Source organism: Streptomyces sp. DSM 116793, assembly GCF_057320905.1.
Window position 1 is genome coordinate 1877968 of sequence record NZ_CM170494.1, and the last position, 26672, is coordinate 1904639.

Consider the following 26672-nt stretch of genomic DNA (forward strand, 5'->3'; position numbering starts at 1 on the left):
TGACGTCTGCCGGACCCACGTTGTCGTCACCGGAACCGAGCAGGCAGGATGACCGTATGACACAGGCAATGCTGAAGGGGTCGAACGTCCCGCTGGAGGCCTCGGCGGTGCGTGCCGTGCTGCGCTGGACGCCGGGGCGGAATGTTCCGGATGTCGACGCCTCCGCATTGTTGCTGGGTTCGGACGGCCGGGTCGCCTCCGACGAGGACTTCGTCTTCTACAACCAGCCCCGGCACCCTTCGGGCGCGGTGTGGCGGCTGGGCAAGAAGCGGGATGCCGAGGGGCTGACCGACACCATTCAGACCGACCTGACCGGTGTGGCGCCCGAGGTGAGCCGGGTGCTGCTGGTGGCGTCCACGGACGACGTCGCCTTCGACCGGGTGCAGACCCTGCGGATAGTCCTGTACGACGCCGCCTCCCCCGCCGGCGAGCCGCTTGCGCACTTCGACGTGCGGCCGGAGACCGGCTCGGAGACGGCACTGATCTGCGGGGAACTGTATCGGCGCGGGGAAGGGTGGAAGTTCCGGGCGCTGGGCGAGGGGTACACCGACGGCCTGATCGGGCTGGCGACCGATTTCGGGATCTCCGTGGACGACTCGGACGTCCCGACCGAGCCGGAGGAGGCGCAGGGGGCGGGGGCGCCGCCCGCGCCCGAGCCGGCCGTCGCACCGCCACAGCCCCCGTCCCAGTCCCCGTACCAGCCCCCGTCCCAGTCCCAGCCCCCGTTCCCGTCCCAACCGCAGCCGCAGCCGCAGCCGGGGTACGGCTACCCGCCGGCCGCCGCGACCCAGGCGCCCGCGCCGGCGTACGGTTATCCGCCGGCCGCCGCCGCGACCCAGCCCGCGGCGCCCGCGTACGGCTACCCGGGACCGCCGCCCACCGTGGCGCCGACGCAGGCCGTGCCGCCCGGGCCCCGGCCGGCGTACGGCTATCCGCAGCCGGTGGGCGCGCCGCAGCCGTCGCCCGGGCGTGCGGGGGAGTTCACGCTGCCGCCGCAGGGCCCGCAGTTCATGCCCCGCTGACGAGGCACTCCGCGCAGGGCGGAGCCCCCGGGCAGCGGGGCGCCCCCGCCACAAGCCGGGCCGGGGGCCCGGCACGGAGCAGGTGCGCGTCCCGGGCGCCGCAGCGGGGGCACCCGGCTGCGACGGGCTCAGCGGCCGGTCTTGGACTTGTATCCGCGGCCCCACTGGAGTCCCCAGCCGTAGAGCCGGTCCAGCTCGGCCTGGAAGCCGTACACGAATTTCACCTCACGGCGGACGGTCAACTCGCCCTTGACGTTGTCGATGGAGAAGACCGCGCACGAGCGGGCCTGCGGCGCCCGTTCGTCGAGGCCGATCTCGATGCGTGGGCCGCTGCTCGGGTAGAGCGTCACCACGGCATGGGTGCGGTCGAAGGCCGGCGTCTGGTCGTATATGTAGACGAAGACCAGGAGCCGTTTGATCTCCTCGCGGTGGTCGAGGTTGATGAAGATGGTCTCGCCGGAGCCGGAGCCGAACCGGTCGTCGCCGCTGAGCTTGATGTAGGGCGGGGCGTTCAGTTCCCCGAAGAAGTCACCGAGGGGCTGGACGACTCCCTTGGTGCCGTCGCTGAGTTCATAGAGGCAGCCCAGGTCCAGGTCCACGTTGACCATGCTCTGGGTGTGCGCCTGCACCACATCCGGCTTGAAGAGCTTGGACGGGTTGCGCAGCAGGCCTCCGCGCTCGGGTGCGCCGAAGTCGGAGGTGCGCATGCGCCAGGAGAGGTTGACGCGGAGGTTGCCGGTGGCCGCGCCCTGTTTGGTGAGCGACACGGTCGAGTGGCGCTTGGTGAGTTCGATGGAGTTGGTCGCCGCGCTGCCCGACTCGAACTGTGTCGCGCGTCCGCGCCAGAGACCGTCCCAGAAGGACATGCCGCCCCCAATGCCCTGTGTGATCCATGCGGGAAACCTGACTGGGCGGCCATGAGACCTGCGCCTCATGGCCGCCTCGCAGTGAACGTTCCTCGCTCCGGGCGCCGTCACACCGCCGGAGCGGGCCGAGTCCGTCGCCGGAGCCGGAACCGGTCGGTTCAGACCCCGGACGACACTTCGGCCTTGTCGTCCGAGGTCTCACCTTTTCCCTCGTCGGCCGCGATGGCGCGGTTGCGTCGGACGGAGGACCAGAACGACCAGCCGATGAGGATGACGCCGACCAGGCCCGTGATGACCTCGTTGATCTGGTACTGGATGGTCACGAGGAGGATCACGGCCAGGGCGCCGATCGCGTAGTGCGCGCCGTGCTCCAGGTAGACGTAGTCGTCGAGGGTGCCCTGGCGGACCAGGTACACGGTCAGCGACCGTACGTACAGGGCACCGATGCCGAGGCCCAGCGCCATCAGGACGATGTCGTTGGTGATGGCGAAGGCGCCGATGACGCCGTCGAAGGAGAACGAGGCGTCGAGGACCTCCAGGTAGAGGAACATGAAGAAGGCGGCCTTTCCGCCCAGCCGTACGGCGCTTCCGTTGCGGCCTGTCCGTCTGGCCTCTTCCTCGGCCTCCGCCTCGCGTTCCTCCTCTTCCTCCAGCTGGTTCTCGAAGTGGCCGGAGAGACCACCGACGATCATGTACGTGATCAGGCCTGCGACGCCGGCGAGCATCACGGTCTCGCCCTTGTCGACGTGCGCGCCGCCGTGCTGGTGGGCGTGGACGGCGAAGGTCATCGAGGCGATCAGGAGCACCACGAGGGAGATGCAGACCGCGAGCATGTCGACCTTGCCGAGCTTCGCCAGGGGCCGCTCGATCCAGCGCAGCCACTGGATGTCCCGGTCCTCGAATATGAAGTCGAGGAAGATCATCAGCAGGAACATGCCGCCGAAGGCGGCGATCGCCGGATGGGCGTCGGTCACCAGCTGCTGGTAGCGGCTCTTGTCGGTGAAGGCGAGATTCACCGCGTCGACCGGGCTGAGCTTGGCGGTGAAGGCGACGATCACGACGGGGAAGATCAGCCGCATCCCGAAGACCGCGATCAGCACCCCGATGGTGAGGAAGATCTTCTGCCAGAAGGCGTTCATCTTCTTCAGGACCCCGGCGTTGACCACCGCGTTGTCGAACGACAGCGAGATCTCCAGGACGGAAAGGATCGCCACGATCCCGAAGGCTGTCCAGCCTCCGTAGAGCACGGCCACAGCCAGGCCGAGCACCGTGATCCCGAAGGACCAGCCGAAGGTTTTCAGAATCACTTGCTACCCAATCGTGAGGATCCCCCCGGACGGAGTCTGGGGGACGGTCTCCCCCGCGCCGTGGCCGGCTTTACGAAACATTGACCCCGAAGTCTAGAGCGATGCCCCGCAAGCCGGACGCATACCCCTGGCCCACCGCACGGAATTTCCACTCGCCCTGGTAGCGGTACACCTCGCCGAAAATCATCGCGGTCTCGGATGAGGCGTCCTCGGAGAGGTCGTAGCGGGCGAGTTCCTGGCCGTCGGACTGGTTGACCACGCGGATGAAGGCGTTGCTGACCTGGCCGAAGGTCTGGCCTCGGTTGTCCGCCTCGTGGATGGAGACCGGGAACACGATCTTGTCGCAGGTGACCGGGACCCTGGAGAGGTCGACGAGGATGGACTCGTCGTCGCCGTCACCCTCACCGGTGAGGTTGTCGCCGGTGTGCTCCACCGAGCCGTCGGGGCTCTTGAGGTTGTTGTAGAAGACGAACCACTCGTCGCCGAGGACCCGGCCGCCGCTGCAGAGCAGGGCGCTGGCGTCCAGGTCGAAGGGGGCTCCGGTGGTGGAGCGCGCGTCCCAGCCGAGCCCGACCATCACTTGTGTGAGGTTGGGTGCGGCCTTGGAGAGGGAGACATTGCCTCCCTTGGCGAGCGTGACGCCCATGATCGTGGTCCTCCCCTGGTGTGGTTGCGACCCCCGCGCGTCCGGCGCCACCCGTGATGGTGCGGCGCCGGACGGACGAACTGACGTCTGGTGTTTCCGGGCGCCTTCGCCGCCAAACGCCCCGGCCGGGGCGCCGGTCCCGTCAGACGTTGACGCCGAAGTCCTGTGCGATGCCGCGCAGGCCCGACGCGTAGCCCTGGCCGATGGCGCGGAACTTCCACTCGGCGCCGTGCCGGTAGAGCTCGCCGAAGACCATGGCGGTCTCGGTCGAGGCGTCCTCGGAGAGGTCGTAGCGCGCGATCTCCTGCTGGTTGGCCTGGTTGACCACGCGGATGAAGGCGTTGCGCACCTGGCCGAAGGACTGCTGGCGGTTGTCGGCGTCGTAGATCGAGACCGGGAAGACGATCTTCTCGACGTCTGCGGGGACCGCGGCGAGGTTCACCTTGATCTGCTCGTCGTCGCCTTCGCCCTCGCCCGTGAGGTTGTCGCCGGTGTGCTCCACGGAGCCGTCCGGGCTCTTGAGGTTGTTGAAGAAGACGAAGTTCTGGTCGTTGCCGACTTTGCCCTCCGCGTTCGTCAGGATGGCGCTGGCGTCCAGGTCGAAGTCCGTACCCGTGGTGGTACGCACGTCCCAGCCCAGCCCGACCGTGACGGCGGTCAGGCCCGGTGCCTCCTTGGTCAGCGATACGTTGCCGCCCTTGCTGAGGCTGACTCCCACGAGTCCTCCCATTGGTTTCAGGGGCGGGGAGCCCCGTACGTGCTCTGGCATCGGATCAACGAATGGATCCTAGTGACGGGTTCCCGGCCCCCGCAGGCCTTGACGGCGAAGAAATCAGAGTGTGTCGAGCACCTTGGCGTACGCGGTGAGGTCGCGGGCGTCCGGCAGGGCGTTCACCACCGACCAGCGGACCACGCCCGCCTTGTCGATGATGAAGGTGCCGCGGACGGCGCAGCCCTTCTCCTCGTCGAAGACGCCGTACGCGCGGGCGGCCGCGCCGTGCGGCCAGAAGTCGGAGAGCAGCGGGTAGGTCAGGCCCTGCTGCTCGGCGAAGACGCGCTGGCTGAAGAAGGAGTCGACGGAGACGGCGAGCAGCTGGACGTCGTCGTTGACGAACGTCGGCAGCTCGTCGCGGAGGGCGCACAGCTCGCCGGTGCACACGCCGCTGAACGCGAACGGGTAGAAGAGCAGCACCACGTTCTTCTCGCCGCGGAAGTCGGAGAGCCGCACGGTCTCTCCGTGCTGGCTCTTCAGTGCGAAGTCCGGGGCCTCGGTGCCGACCTCGATCGCCATGGTCACGGTGTCCTTCCCTGGAGCGGTTGGGGGTGAGCCCACCCTACGCAGGGAGTACGGCCGTGCGGCGCCGGTTCCCCGGGTCCGGGTGCCGTCCCGCGGCACCGGTCCCGCCGGACCCTATGCCGCCGGGGCGGAGCGGCGCGCCCGGGTGGCCCGCACCCGGGCGGACCCGCGCGGACCGGCGCGGACCGGCGTGGACCCGCTGCTCCCGGGCGCCCCGGCGCGCCGCGCCCGGCTACCGCTTCTTGGCCGCCGCCTTCGGCGTCACCAGACGGCTGCCGCTCCAGTCCTTGCCGGCGGCGATGGTCTTCGTCTGGGAGAGGCCGGCGGTCTGCGCGGCCTCGTTGATGTCGCTCGGCTCGACGTAGCCCGTGCGGCCGGTCTTGGGGGTCATCAGCCAGACCGGGGAACCCTCGTCGATCAGCGTGGTGGCGTCGACCAGCGCGTCCGTCAGGTCGCCGTCGTCCTCGCGGAACCACAGCACCACGGCATCGGCGACGTCGTCGTAGTCCTCGTCGACGAGCTCGCTGCCGATGAGCTCCTCGATGGCCTCGCGGAGCTCCTGGTCGACGTCGTCGTCGTAGCCGATCTCCTGGACCACCTGCTCGGGCTGGAAACCCAGCCTCGCGGCAGGGTTCGTCCGCTCCTCCGCGTGGTCCGCGGTCGCGCTCACGGGTTGCCTCCTGATCATGTTCGGACAGTGTACGAAGCCTATTCCGGTATTTCAGCCACGCGCGCACGCGAAGCGTTGGCCGTAGTCCACACGGGCGGGACCGATCGCGCAAGTACCCGGCCGCGGAGACCGCCGAAACGGTGACGTTCCGGGGCGCCTCATCGCATCTCCACGCACGTCACCACGGTAGTCGCTGGAAGCGCCCCATCGATACACCCGATATGCCGGTCCTGGTCCGCTCCGGGAGACATCATCTGTCGAACGGTTTTACGAAGGGGGCGGGGCGCGCGGGCGTATCGTTGCGATGAGGCGGACACGGCCACCCCTGCCCGCGAGGCGGCCGGCCCCTCGCGCGCCGGGCGCCGGGCGACAGGCTTCGGACAGGAGCCGCGGCAGGCCTTGACGGAGCGGGATCGCCCGCCCGCGGCACGAGCGCCGGACAGCACGGCTCCGGCGGGGTGCGGGAACCATGGGTTACCCGTCGGTAGAGATGACGGGCCGCCCCCCTAGGTACACGATGGACTGCGGCGCACACCCGCGGAATACCAGCGGAGTACCAGCACAGACAGCCCGGCGGGCGCCCCGGACCGACGCGGCGCCCGCCCGGCCGATGCCCTGAACCGAACAGCGTCTCGAAAGCGAAGGAACAGCGTGGCTTCCGGATCCGATCGTAAACCGATCATCATTGGCGGTCTGCCCAGCCAGGTCCCGGACTTCGACCCCGAGGAGACCCAGGAGTGGCTCGACTCCCTGGACGCCGCCGTCGACGCGCGGGGCCGTGAGCGCGCCCGCTACCTCATGCTGCGCCTGATGGAGCGGGCGCGCGAGCGGCATGTCGCCGTGCCCGAGATGCGCAGCTCGGACTACGTGAACACGATCGCGACCAAGGACGAGCCGTTCTTCCCCGGCAACGAGGAGATCGAACGCAAGATCCTCAACGCGACCCGCTGGAACGCGGCCGTGATGGTCTCGCGCGCCCAGCGCCCCGGTATCGGGGTCGGCGGGCACATCGCCACCTTCGCGTCCTCCGCGTCGCTCTACGACGTGGGCTTCAACCACTTCTTCCGTGGGAAGGACGACGGCAAGGGTGGTGACCAGGTCTTCTTCCAGGGGCACGCCTCGCCGGGCATCTACGCGCGCGCCTACCTGCTGGACCGGCTCACCGAGGACCAGCTCGACGGCTTCCGCCAGGAGAAGTCGAAGGCCCCGAACGGCCTCTCCAGCTATCCGCACCCGCGGCTGATGCCGGACTTCTGGGAGTTCCCGACCGTCTCCATGGGCCTCGGCCCGCTCGGCGCGATCTTCCAGGCCCGGATGAACCGCTATATGCACGCCCGCGGCATCGCCGACACCTCCGACTCCCACGTATGGGCCTTCCTCGGCGACGGCGAGATGGACGAGCCGGAGTCGCTGGGCCAGCTGTCGATCGCGGCGCGGGAGGGCCTGGACAACCTGACCTTCGTCGTGAACTGCAACCTCCAGCGCCTGGACGGCCCGGTGCGCGGCAACGGGAAGATCATCCAGGAGCTGGAGTCGCAGTTCCGGGGCGCCGGCTGGAACGTGATCAAGCTCGTCTGGGACCGCTCCTGGGACCCGCTGCTGGCCCAGGACCGCGACGGCATCCTCGTCAACAAGCTGAACAACACCCCCGACGGCCAGTTCCAGACGTACGCGACGGAGACCGGCGCCTACATCCGCGAGCACTTCTTCGGGGACGACCAGCGGCTGCGCGCCATGGTCGAGAACATGACCGACGACCAGATCCTCCACCTCGGCCGCGGCGGCCACGACCACCGGAAGATCTACGCGGCGTTCTCGGCGGCCAAGGCGCACAAGGGCCAGCCGACGGTGATCCTGGCGCAGACCGTCAAGGGCTGGACGCTCGGCCCGAACTTCGAGGGGCGCAACGCCACCCACCAGATGAAGAAGCTGACGGTCGACGACCTGAAGCGGTTCCGTGACCGGCTGCACCTGCCGATCAGCGACCAGCGGCTCCAGGAGGGCCCGCCGCCGTACTACCACCCGGGTCGCGACTCCGAGGAGATCCAGTACATGCACGACCGCCGCAAGGCGCTGGGCGGCTATGTGCCGACCCGGATCGTGCGCTCCAAGCCGCTCAGGCTGCCGGACGACAAGGCCTACGCGACCGTGAAGAAGGGCTCGGGGCACCAGGCCATCGCCACCACCATGGCCTTTGTCCGGCTGCTCAAGGATCTGATGCGGGACAAGGAGATCGGCAGGCGCTTCGTCCTGATCGCGCCGGACGAGTACCGCACCTTCGGCATGGACTCCTTCTTCCCGAGTGCGAAGATCTACAACCCGCAGGGGCAGCAGTACGAGTCGGTGGACCGTGAGCTGCTGCTCGCCTACAAGGAGTCCCCGACGGGCCAGATGCTGCACGACGGGATCTCGGAGGCGGGCTGCACGGCCTCGCTGATCGCCGCGGGCTCGGCGTACGCCACGCACGGCGAGCCGCTGATCCCGGTGTACGTCTTCTACTCGATGTTCGGCTTCCAGCGCACCGGCGACCAGTTCTGGCAGATGGCCGACCAGATGGCCAGGGGTTTCGTCCTGGGTGCGACCGCCGGGCGTACGACTCTGACCGGCGAGGGGCTGCAGCACGCCGACGGGCACTCGCAGTTGCTGGCCTCCACCAACCCGGCCTGCGTCGCCTACGACCCGGCGTACGGCTACGAGATCGCGCACATCGTCCAGGACGGCCTGCGGCGGATGTACGGCGGGTCCGAGGAGCACCCGCACGGCGAGGACGTCTTCTACTACCTGACCGTGTACAACGAGCCGATCCAGCACCCCGCGGAGCCCGAGGGCGTCGACGTGGAGGGCATCCTCAAGGGCATCCACCGGCTCAGGGCGGGCGACGCGGGCAGCGTTCCGGCGCAGATCATGGCGTCCGGCGTGGCGATGCCGTGGGCCCTTCAGGCCCAGCAGATCCTCGCCGCGGACTGGGACGTCAGGGCGGACGTCTGGTCGGCGACGTCCTGGAACGAGCTGCGCCGGGAGGCCGTCGAGGTGGAGCGGCACAATCTGCTGCACCCGGAGGAGGAGCAGCGTGTGCCGTATGTCACACGGAAGCTCAGGGATGCGCAGGGGCCGTTCGTGGCGGTGTCCGACTGGATGCGGTCGGTGCCCGACCAGATCGCCCGCTGGGTGCCGGGGCGCTACCAGTCGCTGGGTGCGGACGGGTTCGGCTTCGCCGACACCCGGGGGGCGGCTCGCCGGTTCTTCCACATCGACGCCCAGTCGATCGTGGTGGCGGTGCTCTCCGAGTTGGCGGCGGAGGGGAAGGTGGATCGGTCCGTGCTGAAGAAAGCGATTGATCGCTATCAGTTGATGGATGCGGCTGCTGCGGATCCGGGGGTTGCGGGGGGTGACGCGTAGCCGGGGTTCCCCCGGCGGTTCCCCTGCGGTTCCCCTGCGGGGGGCTGGGCCGCTTGTGCCTGCAGGGGGGCTGGGCCGCTTGTGCCTGCAGGGGGGCTGGGCCGCTTGTCCCTGCGGGGGGCTGGGCCGCTTGTCCCTGCGGGGGGCTGGGCCGCTTGTGGTCCTTCGGCTGGTCTTTCCGGGCTGCCGGCCCGGTGGGCCGGTGCGGCAGAGGGTGCCCGTTGGGGGCGGTGGCGGAGTGCGGGATCGTGGGGGCTGGGCGCGCAGTTCCCCGCGCCCCTGGCGGGGTCCGCCCCTGTCCCTGCTCGCCGGGGCCGTGGTCCAGCGCGGGTGGAAAGTGCCCCTTCAGGAGCGTCGCGGGGTACGGATCGTGGGGACTGGGCGCGCAGTTCCCCGCGCCCCTGGCCGGGCGCGGGGATTCAGCGCTTCTGGGTGGTCGCCGCCCCGGTGTCGGGGTGGCTTGGTGATCACGGGCGCCGCGTGATCCGGCCCGCTCCGTCACCTCGTCCGGTCACATGAACGGGGGTGTCAGCACGCGGTGCTCCGCCCGTCATCACTTCCTCGCTCCCCGGCGGACGGGCGCCGGCGTCTGCAGGCGGTCGGCGCCGGCGCTCCGCCCGGCCCGGGGTTGCACATCCGCGTACCCCGTCTCAGCGCTCCCAGACCTTGAAGGCCCGGATGAGATAAGGAGACTGCGGAGTCCACGTCCCCTCCCCCGGGTACGTCTCGAACTCCCCGGTCTCCGCGCACTCCTCGGACTGGTAGGCGGTGACGGGCCGTCCGGTGCGGTTGGCCAGGGACTGGGCGGTGAATCCCTTGGCGAGAGGGACGCAACTCTCGATGGGGACCCCGGACAGTTCGTACACCTTCCGGGCGCCCTCGAACTGCGGCTCCCTCCACAAGCAGAGCTGGCCCGTGGCGCACTGACCGCTCGTCGGCCCGCCGGCGGCCGTGGCCGGACCGGCGAGCGCGGGCAGCGCCGCGGCGGCCAGCGCGGACGCACCGGCCGCGACGGCCACCACGGCCCGCCGGTGCGATGCCGCCACGGCCCGCCTGCGCGACGGCGCCCCGGGCGCAGCGGTCCGCCCGCTCCCCCGCGTCCCGTTCCTTTTCTCGTTCATCCGCACTCCCCCGTGCCGTACCGATTCACTCCCGGCACCCTGACCGGCAACCGGTGCCCGGCGGAAGGGGATCGGGGCACACGCCACCCTGATAGGCGAAATCCTCGGCCTGTGCCCGGCGCGGAGCGGGCCGTTCCGGGGGCCGGTGCGGGCCCGGGCTCCCCGGCGGGCCCGCTCAGATGTGGCCCGCGCCCATGCCCGCCTCCGCGTTGCTGCCGCGCTTGGTGAACAGGGCGACGAGGGCGGCGACCACGGCGACGACGCCGGCGACCGTGAAGGCGAGCCCCATGCCCGAGATGAAGGTGTCGTGGATCACGCCGGTGATCCTGGTCAGGACCTCCGGGGTCATGCCCTTCGCGGCGGCCACCTGCTTGGGCACGATGCCGACCGTGGCGGCCTTGTCCAGGCCGGGGGGCGGGGCGGCGGGGAGGCCGGCGGACTTCCAGTTGCCCGCGAGGTCCCCGCTGACCTTGTTCGACATCACGGCGCCGAGGACGGCGGTGCCCAGGCTGCCGCCGACCTGCATCGCCGCCTGCTGCAGCCCGCCCGCGACGCCGGACAGCTCCAGCGGAGCGTTGCCGACGATGACCTCGGTGGCACCCACCATCACCGGCGCGAGGCCGAGGCCCAGCAGGGCGAACCAGAGGGACATGGCGGGCGCGCCCGTGCCGGTGGACAGGGTGGTCATGCCGAACATGGCGACGGCCGTGAGGACCATGCCGCCGACCAGCGGTACCCGGGGCCCGAGCTTGGTGATGAGGAAGCCGGCGAGCGGCGACGACACGATCATCATGCCCGTCAGCGGCAGCAGGTGCGTGCCGCTGTCCACCGGGCTCATGCCGTGCACGTTCTGCAGGTAGAAGGTGACGAAGAACAGGCCGCCCATGAAGGCGAAGGCCATCAGCACCATGAGGATCGTGCCCGCGGAGAGCGGGATGGAGCGGAACATGCCCAGCGGGATGAGGGGCTCGGCCACCCGGGTCTCCCAGACGGCGAAGAGCGCGAAGAGGACCACGGCGGCGGCCAGGAACCCCAGCGTCTTCCCGCTGCCCCAGCCCCAGGTGTCACCGGCCTTGATGAGCGCCCAGATGAGCGAGAACATCGCGGCCGACAGCAGCACGATGCCGGGCACGTCGAAGGAGCGCGGGGCGTTCTGCGCGCGGTGGTCCCTGAGGATGACCAGGCCCAGCACGAGGGCGAGGGCGCCCACCGGGACGTTGATGAAGAAGACGGACTGCCAGCTCACGTGCTCGACGAGCACGCCGCCGAGGATGGGACCGCCGGCGGTCGAGGCGCCGATGACCATGCCCCAGATGCCGATCGCCATGTTGAGCTTCTCGGCCGGGAAGGTGGCGCGCAGCAGGCCGAGCGCGGCGGGCATCAGCAGCGCGCCGAACAGGCCCTGCAGCACACGGAAGACGACCACCAGGCCGACGCTGCCGGACAGGCCGATGGCCCCGGATGCGGCCGCGAACCCGGCCACGCCTATCAGGAAGGTCTGGCGGTGGCCGAAGCGGTCACCCAACTTGCCCGCCGTGATGAGGGCGACGGCGAGGGCGAGGAGGTAGCCGTTGGTGATCCACTGGACGTCGGCGAGCGAGGCGTCGAGGTCGTCCTGGATCGCGGGGTTGGCGATGGCCACGATGGTGCCGTCCAGGGCCACCATCATGACGCCGATCGCGACGGAGATCAGGGTCAGCCAGGGGTGGCCGCGCAGCCCCCTGGGCCGGGGCGCCACGGACGCGGCCGGCGCCTTCTCGGCAGGGCCCGTCGTCTCGACGGTGGTCTGACTAGTCATGTTCGGAGGCTAATGTCAGACGCTGACAATTGACAAACCGATTCACAAGTCGGTAACTGTCACGTAGCTCACAGACAGGCCGGCCGGCTGGACGCCAGGCATCCGGAACCGTAAGTTCCACTAGACGAAGCACCACATGAAAGAGGCTCATGGCGTGACGGCGCCCCACCCAGGACTGCGCGAACGCAAGAAGCAACGCACCCGCGAGGCCCTGCTGCGCGCCGCGCTCGAACTCTTCGTCTCCCAGGGGTACGAGCACACGACCGTCGACGAGATCGCCGACGCCGTCGACGTCTCACAGCGCACCTTCTTCCGGTACTTCGCGGGCAAGGAGGAGGCCGCGTTCGCCGTACAGGACATGGTCGACGCGCACTTCGTCGCCGCGCTGCGCGAGCGGCCCGCGCACGAGCCGCCGCTGGAGGCGATGCGGCGCGCCGTGCTGGACTCGTGGGACACCCTCGGCGAGGCCATCGAGGCCACCGTCCCGGTGGAACTGCACATGCGCACGTACCAGTTGATCGAGTCGACGCCCGCCCTGCTCGCCGCCCACCTGCGCCGCACCACCCACCTGGAGGAGCAGCTCGCGCGGTTGATCGCGGACCGCGAGGGCCTCGACGTGGACGCCGATCCGCGCCCGCGTGTCGCGGTCGCGGTGTTCAGCGGGGTGATGCGGGTCACCGGCCGCCTGTGGGGAGCGGGCGAGGACACCAGCGTCGGTTCCATCCGCGCGCTCCTGGAGTCGTACCTCGATCACGTGGGGCCGGCCCTGGCCGGCGCCTGGCGCACCTGACGGTTCCGGGCCACGCGGACACGCGCCCCTACGGCCGCGCGGACACGCGGACACGCGGACACGCGGACACGCGACCGTACCGGCACGCGCACACGGCCGCACGGGCACGGGACACCCCGGCCCCCACGCCCGGGCGGGGCGGGGCGGAAAGCCCTACACACCGTGAGCACATCGTGGCACTTGTGTCCGCTTTTGGACTAATTACCACACCGAAAACGTGAAGTCCCTCACCCGTTGCACGGCTTTCCGCTCCGGTCTCCTAGGGTGTCCCGCAGTGACTTCCTTCGACTCCTCCCCCCAACTCAACGCGTGGCGCGCACTCCTCGCGCTGGCCGTCGTGTTCATCATGCTGGCCACCACCGGATGGACCGCGGTGCACCAGCACCGGGCGGCCGCCTCGCCGGTCGACGCCGACCGGACCGCCTGGAGCCGGGGGTGGATCGCGGGACACCACCTGCCCGATCCCACCGGGCCGCCCGCCGGTCTCGCGCGCTTCTTCGCCTCGCTCACCGAGCACCAGCGCGACTGGCTCGCCGCCCGCTACCCGTTCGCCGTCGGCAACATGAACGGCGCGCCCGTGACCCTCCGCTACACCGCCAACCGCAACGCCCTCCGGGCCGCGCGCAGGGTGGAGCAGCGCCGTATGCACGACAGCCGCCTCTCCCCGGACGGACAGCACGACGCCGGACGGCGGATGCACCGGTACGAGTCGCTGCTGCTGCCGGGCCGGCAGGTGCTCGCGTTCGACCCGACGGGCTCGGGGCGCATCGCCGAGGTGAAGGGAGACCTCTCCACCGCCCAGCGGGTGTCGGTCGTGGTGCCGGGCGTCGACACGGACGTCCTCACCTTCCAGCGCACCGACCACAGATGGACCGCGCCCCTCGGGATGGCCAGCGCCCTCTACAACGCCGAGCGGGACACCGGTCCCCGCACCCGTACCGCCGTGATCGCCTGGGCCGACTACACCGCGCCCAGCGGCCTCGGGGTGGACGCGGCCACCGCCGGAAGCGCCGAGGGCGGCGCGGTCCGGCTCAACGCCCTGCTCAGAGCCCTGCCGGGACGCTCGTCCGTGGCCCTGTACTGCCACAGCTACGGGTCCGTGGTGTGCGGGGTCGCGGCCCGTCGGCTGCCGGCGCGGGTCACCGACATCGCCGTCTCGGGCAGCCCCGGCATGCGGGCGTCGCACGCGTCGCAGCTCGGCACCCACGCCCGGATCTGGGCCATGCGGGACGGCGACGACTGGATCAGGGACGTGCCCAATCTGGAGGTGGGCGGGCTCGGGCACGGCGCCGATCCGGTCTCCTCGGGCTTCGGGGCCCGGGTGCTTTCGGCGGACGGCGCGCAGGGGCATGCGGGCTACTTCGAGCCCGGCACCGAGAGCCTGCAGAACTTCGCCGAGATCGGCGTTGGCGCATATCGCGCGGTGCGCTGTGCCCATGAGGTTGTGACCTGCCGGAGCGGTTTGCCTGGCACGGCGCCGGCCTGACGCGCGTAGAAGGAGAGAAACACAGGCGCGCCGAGGGAGGGGACGTAGAAGCCTCTGCCGCATACGATGAGTCGCATGGGTGATGTACTGGCCGGATTTCACGCCGCCTGGGAGTTCGAGTCGGACTCCGTGCTCATCCGCTTCGAACGGGGGATACGCACGCCGAAGCTGTTCCAGGCGCTCGGCGAGCGCCGCATCCCCCATGAGGCGATCGCGGCGGTGACGGTGGCACCGGGCAAGCGCGGCACGGTGGTGCTGCACGCCGTGCCGAGAGCGGGTGCCGACCCGTTGATGGACGCTGCCGCGGGCCAGCTCAAGGAGAGCAGCGACCCCTACCGCCTGGTGCTGCCCGCCGAGCGCGAGACGCTCGCCGACTACTACGCCGACGAGCTGCGCCCCCTGATCTCCGGCGACCGGGAAGAGGCCCCCGAGCGCTATCTGGTGGCCGCGCCGGAGGCCCCGATGCAGTTCAAGGCGTACGACGGCAAGGCCGCGTTCGACGGCAAGACCGTGTCGTTCCGGTGGTTCTGGACGGGCGCGTCGTCCGCGAAGTGGAAGGCGGGCGACCAGAGCTTCCTGGTGTCCGACCTGGCCGGGGTCGAGTGGCGTTCCCCCGAGCTCTTCGAGGGTCATCTGCGGCTGCTGCGCCGCGACCCGCCCGGCGCGGTCCGTCCGCAGGCCGACCAGGACCCGGCCGCGGTCGTCTTCGGCCTGGGGTACGGGCCGGTCCACGAGTCGCTGCCGTTCGCCGCGGCGGTGCTGGGCGCGCTGCGGTCCGCGCCCTCTCCCGCGGTGGCCCCGGCGGGCGGCCTGCCACGGCAGGCCGGTGCGCCCGGTCGGCGTGACCCGGCGGACATCGCCGACCGCATCCGGCACCTGGGGGAGCTGCACGAGGCGGGGCTCGTCACGGATGAGGAGTTCACCACGAAGAAGGCACAGCTCCTCGCGGAGCTTTGAGGCCAGGCGCGGCGGCTCCCGCGCCTGGCGGCGCGCGTCCTGCGCCTGGCGGCGCGCGGCGGCTCCCTGCGTCCCTCGGGTCTCGTCGTCGGCATACTGCGGGCTGTGGCCGGTCGCGCAGTTCCCCGCGCCCCTTCGACGGCGGCTTCGCACCCCGACAGGGGCGCGGGGAACTGCGCGAGCACCCACCACGCGCCTGCCGCGGACCGCGAGAGTCCAGCCCCTCACGGCCGCGCCCCGGCCCACCCCAGGGGGCGCGGGGAACCGCGCGAGCACCCACCACGCGCCTGCGGCGGGCCGCCGGGCCGAGCCCCTACGGTCCCGTGCCCGGCCACCGGTGGAGGGAGACCGCCCAGTTCCGGGCGGCCCCCAGTCGGCGCTTCGCGCCCCGACAGAGGCGCTACTCGCGACCGGCAGACGTGAAGTTCATGTCGGCGTAGCGGTCGCCCGCGACCTGCGCGGCGATCGGCTCCAGCAGGGACAGTTCCTCGTCGGTGAGCACGATCCGGGTGGCCGCGGTGTTCTCCTCGACGCGGGTCCGCCTGCGGGTGCCGGGGATCGGGACCACGGGCAGCCCGTGCACCGCGGCACGCTGCTGCACCCAGGCCAGCGCGATCTGGCCGAGCGTCGCCCCGTGCGCCTCGGCGACGGTGCGCACCGGGGCCAGCAGTGTGGCGTTGACCGCGGCGTTGTCGCCGGTGAAGCGGGGCTGCTGGCGGCGGAAGTCGTCCTCGCCCAGCTCCTTGTCGGCGTTGACGAACGCGCCGGTGAGGAAGCCTCGGCCGAGCGGCGAGTACGGCACCAGGGTCACGCCCAGCTCCGCGGCGGCGGGCACCACGCCGGCCTCGATGTCGCGGCTGAACAGGGACCACTCCGACTGCACCGCGGCGATCGGGTGGATCGCGTGGGCCTCGCGCAGCTCGGCCCCCGTCACCTCGCTGAGGCCGAGCTGCCTGACCTTGCCGGCCCGCACCAGCTCGGCCATCGTGCCGACGGAGTCCTCCAGCGGCACGTTCACATCCCGGCGGTGCATGTAGTAGAGGTCGATCACGTCGACGCCCAGGCGCTTCAGACTGGCGTCGACGCAGGCCCGGATGTACGCGGGGTCGTTCCTGATCACCCTTTTGAACGGGTCGGACGGGTCGCTGCTGATCGCGAACTTGGTGGCGACCACCACCTCGTCGCGGTGGGCCGCCACGAAGGGCGCGATGAACTTCTCGTTCTCCCCCAGGCCGTAGGCGTCGGCCGTGTCGTAGAGCGTCACACCGAGTTCGAGGGCGCGCTCCAGGGTGGCCCGCGCCTCGTCGGCGTCGGTCGGGCCGTAGGCCCAGCTCATGCCCATGCAGCCGAGTCCCTGGACGCCCACCTCGGGTCCGTCGGTGCCCAGCCGTGCCGTTGCCATCGCGGTCATGCGCCGCTCACACCCTCTCCGAACGCCCGTCCGGCGTCCGCGTAAAAGTCGATCTTGTAGTCGAGTACCGCCAGGGTGTCCTGGAGCTCGGCTATCCGGGCCAGCACGTCCCGCCGGGTCGCCTCCAGCAGCTCCCGGCGTTCGGCATAGGTGCCGTCGCCCTGCCGCACCAGCTCCGCGTAGCGGACCATGTCGGCGACCGGCATCCCGGTCAGCCTGAGCTTGGCGACCAGGCTGAGCCAGTCCAGGTCGCCGTTGGTGTAGCGGCGCTGGCCGGTGTGCGAGCGGTCGACGTGCGGCATCAGCCCGATCCGTTCGTACCAGCGCAGCGTGTGGGCCGACAGTCCGGTGAGCGTGACGACCTCGCTGATCGTGTACTGGTCCTGCCCGTCGGGACGCGGGTGGACGTCGGCCGGGGTGGCGCAGATGTCCACCGGGCGCCGGGCGGCAGGCCTGGTCGGTGTGTGCGTGGTCTCCATCACCGTCATGACCCACACGCTATGACCTTCGAGTGCACTCAAAGCAAGGGGGGGCTCAGCGCTCCGGGGGAGCATGCGCCGGGCGCCCACGCGCCCCCCGAGGGGCGCGACGAACCGGGGGCACCTCTCACGCCGGCCGGCAGTGGGGAGCGGCCGGCCCCACCACCGTGGAGCGGCCGGGCGACGTCCGCAAGGGGCCGGGCGGTCGGGACGGACGGACGTCCCGGCCTGGCCTGGCGCGACCGGCGCGGAAATCGGGGGGACGGCTGCGCGGAAATCGGGCGGACGCCGTGCGGCGGCGCTGGGTAGCGTGCCCGCCATGAACGACCCGAGCACTGTCACGAACCACCCCGGCATGGTGCGCCACGCCGCTCCGGTGCGCCGCGCCACTCCCGGGGACGCGGAGGAGGTGGTCCGGCTGCGGAAGATCATGCTCGACGCGCTGAAGCCCAGCGACGACGTCGAGTGGCAGCCCTTCGCGGTGGCCGACCTGCGCTCCCGTCTGGCGGATCCGGGCGGCGACCTCGCGGTCTTCGTCGTGGACCGGCCGGACGGCGCGCGCACCGGCGCCGCCCCCGCGCTCGCGGCCTGCGCGGCGGGCACGGTGGAGCGCCGGCTCGCCGGTCCCGGGAACCCACTCGGCCTGTCCGGGCACGTCTTCAACGTCGCCACCGAGCCCGGCATGCGCCGCCGGGGGTACTCGCGGGCCTGTATGACCGCGCTGCTGGGCTGGTACCGCGAGCGCGGCGTGCGCCGGATAGACCTGCACGCCTCGGTGGAGGGCGAGCCGCTGTACACGTCGCTGGGCTTCACACGCCATGACGCGCCCGCGATGCGGCTGAGCTACTAGTAGGCCCCGCGGGTGGAGCTGCCGGAACCCCTGGTGGGCCGATGCGGCTGAGCTACTAGGTCCCGCGGGCGGAGTTGCCGGAACCCCCCGTGGGCCGGGCGGCCGGATGCCCCGGCCGCCCTCCGCGCACCGGCCGCTCGCTACGCTCGGGGGCATGCAGAGCCTGGCACTGATCGAGAACTGGCCGGTCCCGGCCGCCGCCGCGGCCGTCGTCCGGGCGGACGGCACCCTCTCCGGCGCGCACGGCCCGGTCGAGCGCCGCTTCCCACTGGCGTCCGTCACCAAGCCGCTGGCCGCCTACGCCGTCCTGGTCGCCTACGAGGAGGGCGCCGTCGAACTGGACGAGCCGGCGGGGCCGGAGGGCTCGACGGTGCGGCATCTGCTCGCGCACACCAGCGGACTCGCCTTCGACGAGCACCGCGTCACGTCCGCGCCGGGCACCCGCCGGCTGTACTCGAACGCGGGCTTCGAGGTGCTGGGCGACCATGTGGCCAAGGCCACCGGCATCCCGTTCGCCGAGTACCTGCGCCAGGCGGTGCTCGAACCGCTCGGGATGGGGGGCACCGCGCTGGAGGGCGAGGGATCGCCCGCCAGGGACGGGGTGTCGTGCGTGGCCGACCTGGTCGCGTTCGCCGCGGAGTTGCAGGCGCCCCGGCTGCTCGATCCGCGGACGGTGGCGGAGGCGATGACGGTGCAGTACCCGGGGACGAAGGGAGTGCTGCCCGGGTACGGGCACCAGAGCCCCAACGACTGGGGGCTCGGCTTCGAGATCCGGGACCACAAGGCGCCGCACTGGACCGGGGCGTCGTCCTCCCCCCGGACGTTCGGGCATTTCGGGCAGTCCGGAACATTTCTCTGGGTCGACCCGGAGGCGGGGCTCGGCTGCGCCGTACTGACCGACCGGGACTTCGGGCCGTGGGCGGTGGAGGTGTGGCCCGCCTTCACGGACGCGGTGCTGGGGGAACTGGGCGGTGCCGCCGGGCCGGCCTAGGACACGTCCCTGCCGCCGGGCGGTGGGGCCGCGCCCCGAAGGAGGCGCGGGGCTGCGACCTTGTGCGGCTCCGCCGCATGGGTGGGCGCGACCATCGCATGGGCACGCGCGACCATCGCATGGGCACGCGCAACCACGACGCGCCTGCGGCGGGCCACCGGGCCGAGCCCCTTGCGGTCTCGGTCCCGGCATCCGGCCGGTGGGGCTTGTTCGCGCAGTTCCCCGCGCCCCTTGAAGAGCGCCGCCCCTTGAGGCCTCGTCCCCCCGCGCCGGCCGGTGGCGCCTGAGCTCGCAGTTCCCCGCGCCCCTGCCGGGGTGCGGCCCGGGCGTCGGCGTGCCCTACGCCATCTCCCACATCAGCACCTCCGCAGGCCCCTCCCCCGCCGCCTCCGCCGCCAGTTGCCGCGCCGCGGTGATCCGGGCCGCGTCGCCGGGGCCGAGGTCCGTCCCGTCGACGCGTACCGTGCCGTGCACCACATGGACGTAGACGTGGGCGGCGTCGGGGACCGCGGTGCGTTCGCCGGGGTGGAGGCGGCGGACGTGGAGCATGGCGCCCGCGGCGGGGAGCGCGTAGGGGGTCGCGTCGGCGATGCCGCGCACCACCTCGTAGCCGGGCTCGCCGCCGGGCTTCAGCGGGGCCAGCCACATCTGGACGAAGACCAGCGGCCCGGGTCCCGCGTTGCGCTCCACGTGCCGGATGCCGGCCCCCGCGCTCAGGTGCTGGACGTCCCCGGGGCGTATCACACAGGCGTGCCCCGCGGAGTCGCGGTGCGTCAGTTCGCCCTCGACGACCCAGGTCACGATCTCCGTATGGCTGTGCGGGTGCTCGTCGAAGCCCGCGCCCGGCGCAAGGCGCTCCTCGTTGCAGGCGATGACCGCGCCGAACCGGAGGTTCTCGGGGTCGTAGTGCGGCCCGAAGGAGAAGGCGTGCAGGGATTCGATTCCGGTGGCGCGATCCCCGCCACGGTGCCGTGTGCCGGCGCGCCTCACATCCATCACGCGTCCACGGTAGACCCGGCACCGGACAGGGCTGTACCGATAAGGCAGTCTTGTGCCCGTGCCAGAACGCGAAGCCAGCAAGAGCGAACCCGCCCCACCCGACGCGCGGCCCCCCGGCGGCCTGCCGGGCGCGCGTGCGGCCGAGCAGCCGGCCCATGCGCACGCGGCCACGCTGAAGCGCCTCGAGAAGTCGTCCGGCAACCTCGCGGCGCAGGCGATCGCGCGCATGGACGAGACGCTGCCCTGGTACCGGGCGATGCCGCCGGAGAACCGCTCCTGGATCGGCCTGGTCGCCCAGGCGGGCATCGCCGCCTTCACCGAGTGGTTCCGGCACCCGGACGCCCCGCAGGCCATCTCCACGGACGTCTTCGGGACCGCGCCGCGCGAGCTGACCAGGGCGATCACCCTGCGGCAGACCGTGGAGATGGTGCGCACCACGATCGAGGTGATGGAGTCCGCGATCGGCGAGGTCGCCGCTCCCGGCGACGAGTCCGCGCTGCGCGAGGCGCTGCTCGTCTACGCGCGGGAGATCGCCTTCGCCACCGCGCAGGTGTACGCGCAGGCCGCCGAGGCGCGCGGCGCGTGGGACGCCCGCCTGGAGTCGCTGGTGGTGAACGCGGTGCTGTCCGGCGAGGCCGACGAGGGCGCCGTGTCCCGGGCCGCCGCGCTGGGCTGGAACTCCCCCGAACACGTGTGCGTGGTGCTGGGCACGGCGCCGACCGGCGACAGCGAGCTGACCGTGGAGGCCATCCGGCGCGCCGGGCGGCACGCGAAGCTCCAGGTGCTGACCGGGGTGCTGGGCGACCGGCTCGTCGTCATCGCGGGCGGCAGCGACAACCCGCTCGCCGTGGCCAGGGGCCTGATCGGGCCGTTCGCGCCCGGCCCCGTGGTCGCCGGCCCCGTGGTACCCGACCTGATGGCGGCCACCCGCTCCGCGCGCGCGGCGGCCGCCGGGCTCAGGGCCTGCTCGGCGTGGCAGGACGCCCCGCGGCCGGTGTTGGCGGATGATCTCCTTCCGGAGCGCGCGATCGCGGGCGACCCCTCCGCCCGGGAACAGTTGGTGGAGGAGATCTACAGACCACTGGAGGAGGCAGGCTCGGCACTCCTGGAGACGCTGAGTGTCTATCTGGAGCAGGCGAGCAGCCTGGAAGGCGCTGCCCGCATGCTCTTCGTACATCCGAACACCGTGCGCTACCGGCTCCGACGTGTGACTGACGTCACCGGCTGGTCGCCCTCCGATGTACGCTCCGCGTTCACACTGCGGATCGCGCTGATCCTGGGGCGCCTGGCCGACGCAGACATGCAGTTCTAGGGTTTTGTCGGGGGCCTACAATTCCCCCTCGGGTTCTTCGTCCCTGTCCCCACGGGCGGGCAGCGCCATCGACAAGAGAGAGTGGGAGAGTGCTCGTACTCGTCGCTCCCGGTCAAGGCGCTCAGACGCCTGGTTTCCTGACTCCCTGGCTCGATCTTCCCGGTGCCACGGATTCTCTCGCCGCATGGTCGGACGCCATCGGCCTCGACCTCGTCCACTACGGGACGCGGGCGGATGAGGACGCGATCCGCGACACCGCGGTGGCCCAGCCGCTGCTGGTGGCCGCCGGCCTGCTGTCGGCCGGCGCGCTCGGCGACGTCCTCGCCCTGGGGCGGGACGCCCCCGGCGCCGGGGCGTCCGGCCGGGTGGCGCCCGGCGCCGTCGCGGGTCACAGCGTGGGCGAGATCACCGCCGCCGTGTTCAGCGGCGCGCTCGATGCCACCGAGGCGCTGCGCCTGGTGCGCGAGCGGGGGCTCGCGATGGCCGAGGCGGCCGCGGTCACCGAGACCGGGATGGCCGCCCTGCTCGGCGGTGAACCGGAGGTCGTGCTGCCCGCGCTGGAGAAGCTGGGGCTCACCGCCGCGAACGTGAACGGCGCCGGGCAGATCGTGGCCGCCGGCACCGCGGCGGAGCTCGCCGCGCTGGAGGCCGACAAGCCGGAGGGTGTGCGCCGTGTGGTGCCGCTGAAGGTCGCGGGGGCCTTCCACACCCGGCACATGGCGCCGGCGGTGGCGCGGCTCACGGCGGCCGTCGAGGGCCTGAAGCCCGCCGACCCCGCCATCCCGTACGTCTCCAACAAGGACGGGCGGACGGTCGGCAGCGGTGCCGAGATCGTCGAGCGCCTGGTGGGCCAGGTCGCCAACCCGGTGCGCTGGGACCTGTGCATGGAGACGTTCCGGGACCTGGGCGCGACCGCGCTGGTGGAGGTGTGCCCGGGCGGCACGCTGACCGGTCTCGCCAAGCGGGCACTGCGCGGCGTGCGGACGCTGGCGCTGAAGACGCCCGCCGACCTCGATGCGGTCCGCGCGCTGGCGCGTGAGATGGCCGCGCCGGCGCCCGGCCCCGACGGCGCGCCCGCCGCGGGTCCCGCCGACTCCCCGGTCGCCGGGCCGTCGGCCGCGAGCCCGGCCGGCGGCTCGTCGGCCACGAACCCGGCCACCGACACCACGGCCTGAGAAGGAGCCCCGAGAGCATGTCGAAGATCAAGCCGAGCAAGGGCGCCCCGTATGCGCGCATCCTGGGTGTGGGCGGGTACCGGCCGACCCGGGTGGTGCCCAACGAAGTGATCCTGGAGACGATCGACTCGTCCGACGAGTGGATCCGCTCCCGTTCGGGCATCGCCACCCGGCACTGGGCGAACGACGAGGAGACGGTCGGCGCGATGTCGCTGGAGGCGTCCGGGAAGGCGATCGCGGACGCGGGCATCACCCCGGAGCAGATCGGCGCCGTGGTGGTCTCCACCGTCTCGCACTTCAAGCAGACGCCGGCGGTGGCCACCGAGATCGCGGACCAGTTGGGCACCGACAAGGCGGCCGCGTTCGACATCTCGGCGGGCTGCGCGGGGTTCGGCTACGGGCTCACCCTGGCCAAGGGCATGATCGTCGAGGGTTCCGCCGAGTACGTCCTGGTCATCGGGGTGGAGCGGCTGTCGGACCTGACGGACATGCATGACCGCAAGACCGCCTTCCTGTTCGGCGACGGCGCGGGCGCCGTCGTGGTGGGTCCCTCCAAGGAGCCCGCGATCGGCCCGACGGTCTGGGGCTCCGAGGGCGACAAGTCGGAGACCATCAAGCAGACGGTGCCGTGGACCGACTACCGCGAGGGATCGCCGAACCGGCCCGAGAAGTTCCCCGCGATCACGCAGGAGGGCCAGGCGGTCTTCCGCTGGGCGGTGTTCGAGATGGCCAAGGTCGCCCAGCAGGCACTGGACGCCGCCGGCATCACCGCCGCCGAACTGGACGTCTTCATCCCGCACCAGGCCAACATGCGGATCATCGACTCGATGGTGAAGACGCTGAAGCTGCCGGAGTCGGTCACGGTCGCCCGTGACGTGGAGACCACCGGCAACACCTCGGCCGCCTCGATTCCGCTCGCCATGGAGCGGCTGTTGGCGACCGGCGAGGCGAAGAGCGGCGACACCGCGCTCGTCATCGGCTTCGGGGCGGGTCTCGCGTACGCCGCCACGGTCGTTACCCTCCCCTAGGCACCGTGTGGATCTTCCGCGGCGCCTCGCCGCGGGAGCGTTTGCACATCCGTCCGGTCAGACTCCGGGCGGAAGCCGCCCCACCCCCTTTATGGATACACAGAAGGAGCGCCAAGATGGCCGCCACTCAGGAAGAGATCGTCGCCGGTCTCGCGGAGATCGTGAACGAGATCGCCGGCATCCCGGTCGAGGACGTCCAGCTGGACAAGTCCTTCACCGATGACCTGGATGTCGACTCGTTGTCCATGGTCGAGGTCGTCGTCGCCGCCGAGGAGCGCTTCGACGTCAAGATCCCGGACGACGACGTGAAGAACCTCAAGACCGTCGGCGACGCGACCGACTACATCCTCAAGCACCAGTCCTGACCCGGGCCTGACGCTTGTGCCTGCCGCCACCCGGCGGTGGCGCCGCTGAATCCCTCGTAACCGTGGAGAAGGAATTCCTGTGAGCTCGACCAATCGCACCGTGGTCGTCACCGGTATCGGCGCAACCACACCGCTGGGTGGCGACGTGGCCTCCACCTGGGAAGGCCTCGTCGCCGGCCGGTCCGGCGTCGCCCCCCTGGAGCAGGACTGGGCGGCTCAGATGCCGGTCCGCATCGCCGCACAGATCGCCGTGGAGCCGGGCGAGGTCATCCCCCGGCCGCAGGCCCGCCGGCTCGACCGGTCGGCGCAGTTCGCGCTGATCGCGACCCAGCAGGCCTGGAAGGACGCCGGTTTCACCGCCAAGGCCGGGCAGGACGGCTCGGTCGACCCGGACCGGGTCGGCGCGGTCATCGCCTCCGGCATCGGCGGTGTGACCACCCTGCTCGACCAGTACGACGTGCTCAGGGAGAAGGGCGTACGCCGGGTATCCCCGCACACCGTGCCGATGCTGATGCCGAACGGCCCCTCCGCCAACGTCGGCCTCTATGTGAACGCCCGGGCCGGGGTGCACACGCCGGTGTCCGCCTGTGCGTCGGGCGCCGAGGCCATCGGTTACGGCATCGAGATGATCCGCACCGGCCGCGCGGACGTGGTCGTGGCGGGCGGCACCGAGGCCGCCATCCACCCGCTGCCGATCGCCGCGTTCGGCAACATGATGGCGATGTCCAAGAACAACGACGACCCGCAGGGCGCCTCCCGCCCCTTCGACGTCGACCGCAACGGCTTCGTGCTCGGCGAGGGCGCCGGCGTGGTCGTGCTGGAGTCCGAGGAGCACGCCCGCGCGCGGGGTGCCACGATCTACGTGGAGGCGGTCGGGCAGGGCATCTCCGCCGACGGCCATGACATCGTGCAGCCCGAGCCGGAGGGCAACGGCATCGCGCACGCCCTGGCGAACCTCCTGCAGAACACCGATGTGCGGCCGTCCGAGATCGTGCACGTCAACGCCCATGCCACCTCGACGCCCGCCGGGGACATCGCGGAGCTGAAGGCGCTGCGCAAGGTCTTCGGCGACGACGCCGACCACATCGCGGTGGCCAGCACCAAGTCCATGACGGGCCATCTGCTGGGCGGCGCCGGGGGCGTGGAGTCGGTGGCCACGATCCTGGCGCTGAAGAACCGGCTCGCCCCGCCCACCATCAACGTCGTCACGCTCGACCCGGAGGCCGAGGGTGTCGCGGACATCATCCGCGACACGCCGCGTGAGCTGCCGGGCGGCTCCATCACGGCGCTCAACGATTCGTTCGGCTTCGGCGGCCACAACGTGGTCCTCGCCTTCCGGCTGCCCGGCTGAGCGGGGCAGGGGCCGAGCAGCGCACGCCACCGGCCGGCCGGACCGCCCACGGGCGCCGGCCGGCCGCAGCCGCACCCGGTGCCGCCAGGGCCGGGAGCCGTATCCCGACAGGAAGGCGGACCCCGTGACCACCGAGGCCCTCGAAGAGCTGATCGCCCGCTCGAAGCAGGGCGTGCTGACGACCATCAAGTCGGACGGCCGTCCCCAGCTCTCCAACGTCGTCTACGTCTACGATCCGGCCACCCGGCTGATCAGGGTGTCCGTCACCGCCGACCGCGCCAAGACGGCCAACCTCCGCCGCGATCCCCGCGCGAGCCTCCACGTCACCACGCCCGACTTCCGCCGCTACGCGGTGGCCGAGGGGACGGCCGAGCTGACGCCCGTGGCCGAGGACCCCTCGGACGCCACGGTGGAGGAGCTGATCCGGTACTACCGGGCCCTGGCCGGGGAGCACCCGGACTGGGACGACTACCGCCGCGCCATGGTCGGGGACCGCCGGCTCGTCGTCCGGGTGCCCGTGGAGCGCGTGTACGGCGGCGCGGGAAGCTGAGCGGCCGTCCCGCCAGGCCGGCCCCGGCGACCCGGGCCCGCCGGTCCCGTGCGCGCCCGGCCCGCGGGGCGGCCCCGGTGGCCGGGCGTGCACGGGACCGGCGGATCACACCACCTGGTGGAGCCAGCGGACGGGCGCGCCCTCGCCGGCGTACCGGAACGGCTCGAGCTCGTCGTCCCAGGGCTTGCCGAGCAGCCGCGCCACCTCGGCCTGGAGGTCGGCGCCCTCGCGCTGGGCGCGTGCCAGCGCCGCGCGCAGCCGGTCCTCGGGGATCAGGATGTCACCGTGGATGCCGGTGACGGCATGGAAGATACCCAGGTCGGGCGTGGCGGAGTAGCGCTCGCCCTCGGCCGTGGCGCAGGGCTCCGCGGTCACCTCGAAGCGCAGCAGCTGCCAACCGCGGAGCGCGGAGGCGAGCTTGGACGCCGTACCCGCCTGGCCCTGCCAGGAGAACTCCGATCTCCAGGTGCCGGGGGCGGCGGGCTGTCTGATCCAGTCGAGGTTGACGCGCGTACCGAGCACGCCCGCGACCGCCCATTCCACGTGCGGGCACAGCGCGCGCGGCGCCGAGTGCACGTACAGAACTCCACGAGTCGTCACCGGGACCTCCAGTGTGGGACGAGGCGCGCCTTCGCCGGCGGCCTCGCGCCCCTGCCGAGCAATTTTCCCCAAATGGGACAGATGTGACGTGATGTAATTTAGCGGAACCGTAACAGCGGATTGCCACGGGCCCGGCCGGCGGCCCTGTCGCCGTCGCCCGGCGATGGTCAGGCCATCACGGGGCCGAGGCTACCGTGCGGCG

At 71.7% G+C, this 26672-nt stretch carries 24 protein-coding genes and 1 pseudogene; 13 read left to right on the forward strand and 12 right to left on the reverse strand.

Going from position 1 to position 26672, the window contains the following annotated elements; all coding sequences use genetic code 11:
- Positions 1–56: 56 nt before the first annotated feature.
- Positions 57–1022, forward strand: coding sequence for a TerD family protein (locus tag ACSMXW_RS07850; RefSeq protein WP_485804744.1), 966 nt, complete (start codon positions 57–59; stop codon positions 1020–1022).
- Between the two features lie 128 nt (positions 1023–1150).
- On the opposite strand, the gene ACSMXW_RS07855 is transcribed toward ACSMXW_RS07850, so the two are convergent.
- The 6 genes from ACSMXW_RS07855 to ACSMXW_RS07880 form a co-directional block, all read right to left on the reverse strand.
- Positions 1151–1888 carry a TerD family protein gene (locus tag ACSMXW_RS07855; protein WP_485804745.1) on the reverse strand — a complete coding sequence of 246 codons (738 nt, stop codon included), beginning with the start codon at positions 1886–1888 and terminating at the stop codon, positions 1151–1153.
- A 158-nt stretch (positions 1889–2046) separates the two neighbouring features.
- The gene (locus ACSMXW_RS07860; protein ID WP_485804746.1) at positions 2047–3195 is read right to left on the reverse strand and encodes a DUF475 domain-containing protein; all 1149 of its coding nucleotides are present in this window, start codon (positions 3193–3195) and stop codon (positions 2047–2049) included.
- 70 nt (positions 3196–3265) lie between these two features.
- Complete coding sequence (locus ACSMXW_RS07865; protein WP_485804747.1) at positions 3266–3841, reverse strand: TerD family protein; 576 nt, start codon at positions 3839–3841, stop codon at positions 3266–3268.
- A gap of 142 nt (positions 3842–3983) precedes the next feature.
- Positions 3984–4559, reverse strand: a complete 576-nt coding sequence (locus ACSMXW_RS07870) for a TerD family protein (RefSeq protein ID WP_485804748.1) — start codon at positions 4557–4559, stop codon at positions 3984–3986.
- A gap of 114 nt (positions 4560–4673) precedes the next feature.
- Positions 4674–5132, reverse strand: coding sequence for a peroxiredoxin (locus ACSMXW_RS07875; protein ID WP_485804749.1), 459 nt, complete (start codon positions 5130–5132; stop codon positions 4674–4676).
- Positions 5133–5370: 238 nt separating this feature from the next.
- Complete coding sequence (locus ACSMXW_RS07880; protein ID WP_485804750.1) at positions 5371–5808, reverse strand: DUF3052 domain-containing protein; 438 nt, start codon at positions 5806–5808, stop codon at positions 5371–5373.
- Positions 5809–6459: 651 nt separating this feature from the next.
- On the opposite strand from ACSMXW_RS07880, the gene aceE reads away from it, so the two are divergent.
- Positions 6460–9207: a pyruvate dehydrogenase (acetyl-transferring), homodimeric type gene (gene aceE, locus ACSMXW_RS07885; protein ID WP_485804751.1), complete on the forward strand. Its 2748-nt coding sequence runs from the start codon at positions 6460–6462 to the stop codon at positions 9205–9207.
- 650 nt (positions 9208–9857) lie between these two features.
- Here the strand turns inward: aceE and ACSMXW_RS07890 are convergent.
- Both ACSMXW_RS07890 and ACSMXW_RS07895 read right to left on the reverse strand, forming a co-directional pair.
- Entirely contained in the window at positions 9858–10253 is a 396-nt protein-coding gene (locus tag ACSMXW_RS07890; RefSeq protein WP_485804752.1) for a peptidase inhibitor family I36 protein, read from the reverse strand.
- Between the two features lie 250 nt (positions 10254–10503).
- Positions 10504–12126: an MFS transporter gene (locus ACSMXW_RS07895; RefSeq protein WP_485804753.1), complete on the reverse strand. Its 1623-nt coding sequence runs from the start codon at positions 12124–12126 to the stop codon at positions 10504–10506.
- Between the two features lie 136 nt (positions 12127–12262).
- Here ACSMXW_RS07895 and ACSMXW_RS07900 point away from each other — a divergent pair, with 136 nt between their 5' ends.
- From ACSMXW_RS07900 to ACSMXW_RS07910, 3 genes are all read left to right on the forward strand, one after another.
- Positions 12263–12916: a TetR/AcrR family transcriptional regulator gene (locus ACSMXW_RS07900; RefSeq protein WP_485804754.1), complete on the forward strand. Its 654-nt coding sequence runs from the start codon at positions 12263–12265 to the stop codon at positions 12914–12916.
- Between the two features lie 274 nt (positions 12917–13190).
- Positions 13191–14402 (forward strand): alpha/beta hydrolase, encoded by a 1212-nt coding sequence (locus ACSMXW_RS07905; protein WP_485804755.1) that lies wholly within the window; start codon positions 13191–13193, stop codon positions 14400–14402.
- Positions 14403–14468: 66 nt separating this feature from the next.
- Positions 14469–15359, forward strand: a complete 891-nt coding sequence (locus ACSMXW_RS07910; protein ID WP_485804756.1) for a DUF4429 domain-containing protein — start codon at positions 14469–14471, stop codon at positions 15357–15359.
- A gap of 400 nt (positions 15360–15759) precedes the next feature.
- Here the strand turns inward: ACSMXW_RS07910 and ACSMXW_RS07915 are convergent, their stop codons facing one another.
- Both ACSMXW_RS07915 and ACSMXW_RS07920 read right to left on the reverse strand, forming a co-directional pair.
- Entirely contained in the window at positions 15760–16770 is a 1011-nt protein-coding gene (locus ACSMXW_RS07915; RefSeq protein WP_485804757.1) for an aldo/keto reductase, read from the reverse strand.
- On the reverse strand, positions 16767–17258 hold the full coding sequence (locus ACSMXW_RS07920) for a MerR family transcriptional regulator (RefSeq protein ID WP_485804758.1): 492 nt from the start codon (positions 17256–17258) through the stop codon (positions 16767–16769). The genes ACSMXW_RS07915 and ACSMXW_RS07920 overlap by 4 nt, the downstream gene beginning before the upstream one ends.
- Before the next feature lie 310 nt (positions 17259–17568).
- Between ACSMXW_RS07920 and ACSMXW_RS07925 the strand changes: the two genes are divergently transcribed.
- Together ACSMXW_RS07925 and ACSMXW_RS07930 are read left to right on the forward strand one after the other, a co-directional pair.
- Positions 17569–18099 (forward strand): GNAT family N-acetyltransferase, encoded by a 531-nt coding sequence (locus ACSMXW_RS07925; RefSeq protein ID WP_485804759.1) that lies wholly within the window; start codon positions 17569–17571, stop codon positions 18097–18099.
- Between the two features lie 154 nt (positions 18100–18253).
- Positions 18254–19090: a serine hydrolase domain-containing protein gene (locus ACSMXW_RS07930; RefSeq protein WP_485804760.1), complete on the forward strand. Its 837-nt coding sequence runs from the start codon at positions 18254–18256 to the stop codon at positions 19088–19090.
- Between the two features lie 339 nt (positions 19091–19429).
- Here ACSMXW_RS07930 and ACSMXW_RS07935 read toward each other — a convergent pair whose 3' ends face one another.
- The gene (locus ACSMXW_RS07935) at positions 19430–20086 is read right to left on the reverse strand and encodes a pirin family protein (protein ID WP_485807889.1); all 657 of its coding nucleotides are present in this window, start codon (positions 20084–20086) and stop codon (positions 19430–19432) included.
- A gap of 61 nt (positions 20087–20147) precedes the next feature.
- On the opposite strand from ACSMXW_RS07935, the gene ACSMXW_RS07940 reads away from it, so the two are divergent.
- The 6 genes and pseudogenes from ACSMXW_RS07940 (at position 20148) to ACSMXW_RS07965 (ending at position 25870) form a co-directional block, all read left to right on the forward strand.
- Complete coding sequence (locus ACSMXW_RS07940; protein ID WP_485804761.1) at positions 20148–21401, forward strand: PucR family transcriptional regulator; 1254 nt, start codon at positions 20148–20150, stop codon at positions 21399–21401.
- An 89-nt stretch (positions 21402–21490) separates the two neighbouring features.
- Positions 21491–22459: pseudogene (locus ACSMXW_RS07945) on the forward strand (ACP S-malonyltransferase); the annotation flags it as partial.
- Between the two features lie 134 nt (positions 22460–22593).
- Positions 22594–23604, forward strand: a complete 1011-nt coding sequence (locus ACSMXW_RS07950; protein ID WP_485804762.1) for a beta-ketoacyl-ACP synthase 3 — start codon at positions 22594–22596, stop codon at positions 23602–23604.
- Positions 23605–23720: 116 nt separating this feature from the next.
- Entirely contained in the window at positions 23721–23969 is a 249-nt protein-coding gene (locus ACSMXW_RS07955) for an acyl carrier protein (protein WP_212910420.1), read from the forward strand.
- A 79-nt stretch (positions 23970–24048) separates the two neighbouring features.
- Positions 24049–25320 carry a beta-ketoacyl-[acyl-carrier-protein] synthase family protein gene (locus ACSMXW_RS07960; RefSeq protein WP_485804763.1) on the forward strand — a complete coding sequence of 424 codons (1272 nt, stop codon included), beginning with the start codon at positions 24049–24051 and terminating at the stop codon, positions 25318–25320.
- A 124-nt stretch (positions 25321–25444) separates the two neighbouring features.
- Positions 25445–25870, forward strand: a complete 426-nt coding sequence (locus ACSMXW_RS07965) for a PPOX class F420-dependent oxidoreductase (RefSeq protein WP_485804764.1) — start codon at positions 25445–25447, stop codon at positions 25868–25870.
- A gap of 105 nt (positions 25871–25975) precedes the next feature.
- Here ACSMXW_RS07965 and ACSMXW_RS07970 read toward each other — a convergent pair whose 3' ends face one another.
- Positions 25976–26470 (reverse strand): DUF3145 domain-containing protein, encoded by a 495-nt coding sequence (locus ACSMXW_RS07970; protein WP_485804765.1) that lies wholly within the window; start codon positions 26468–26470, stop codon positions 25976–25978.
- Between the last annotated feature and the right edge of the window lie 202 nt (positions 26471–26672).

Excerpts from the sequence above, each read along its gene's own strand:
- ACSMXW_RS07920 (WP_485804758.1), bottom strand. The coding sequence starts at position 17,258 with ATGACGGTGATGGAGACCACGCACACACCGACCAGGCCTGCCGCCCGG.
- ACSMXW_RS07955 (WP_212910420.1), top strand. The coding sequence starts at position 23,721 with ATGGCCGCCACTCAGGAAGAGATCGTCGCCGGTCTCGCGGAGATCGTG.
- ACSMXW_RS07950 (WP_485804762.1), top strand. The coding sequence starts at position 22,594 with ATGTCGAAGATCAAGCCGAGCAAGGGCGCCCCGTATGCGCGCATCCTG.
- ACSMXW_RS07850 (WP_485804744.1), top strand. The coding sequence starts at position 57 with ATGACACAGGCAATGCTGAAGGGGTCGAACGTCCCGCTGGAGGCCTCG.
- ACSMXW_RS07925 (WP_485804759.1), top strand. The coding sequence starts at position 17,569 with ATGAACGACCCGAGCACTGTCACGAACCACCCCGGCATGGTGCGCCAC.
- ACSMXW_RS07930 (WP_485804760.1), top strand. The coding sequence starts at position 18,254 with ATGCAGAGCCTGGCACTGATCGAGAACTGGCCGGTCCCGGCCGCCGCC.
- ACSMXW_RS07855 (WP_485804745.1), bottom strand. The coding sequence starts at position 1,888 with ATGTCCTTCTGGGACGGTCTCTGGCGCGGACGCGCGACACAGTTCGAG.
- ACSMXW_RS07910 (WP_485804756.1), top strand. The coding sequence starts at position 14,469 with ATGAGTCGCATGGGTGATGTACTGGCCGGATTTCACGCCGCCTGGGAG.
- ACSMXW_RS07875 (WP_485804749.1), bottom strand. The coding sequence starts at position 5,132 with ATGGCGATCGAGGTCGGCACCGAGGCCCCGGACTTCGCACTGAAGAGC.
- ACSMXW_RS07935 (WP_485807889.1), bottom strand. The coding sequence starts at position 20,086 with ATGGATGTGAGGCGCGCCGGCACACGGCACCGTGGCGGGGATCGCGCC.
- ACSMXW_RS07895 (WP_485804753.1), bottom strand. The coding sequence starts at position 12,126 with ATGACTAGTCAGACCACCGTCGAGACGACGGGCCCTGCCGAGAAGGCG.
- ACSMXW_RS07900 (WP_485804754.1), top strand. The coding sequence starts at position 12,263 with ATGAAAGAGGCTCATGGCGTGACGGCGCCCCACCCAGGACTGCGCGAA.
- ACSMXW_RS07915 (WP_485804757.1), bottom strand. The coding sequence starts at position 16,770 with ATGACCGCGATGGCAACGGCACGGCTGGGCACCGACGGACCCGAGGTG.
- ACSMXW_RS07865 (WP_485804747.1), bottom strand. The coding sequence starts at position 3,841 with ATGGGCGTCACGCTCGCCAAGGGAGGCAATGTCTCCCTCTCCAAGGCC.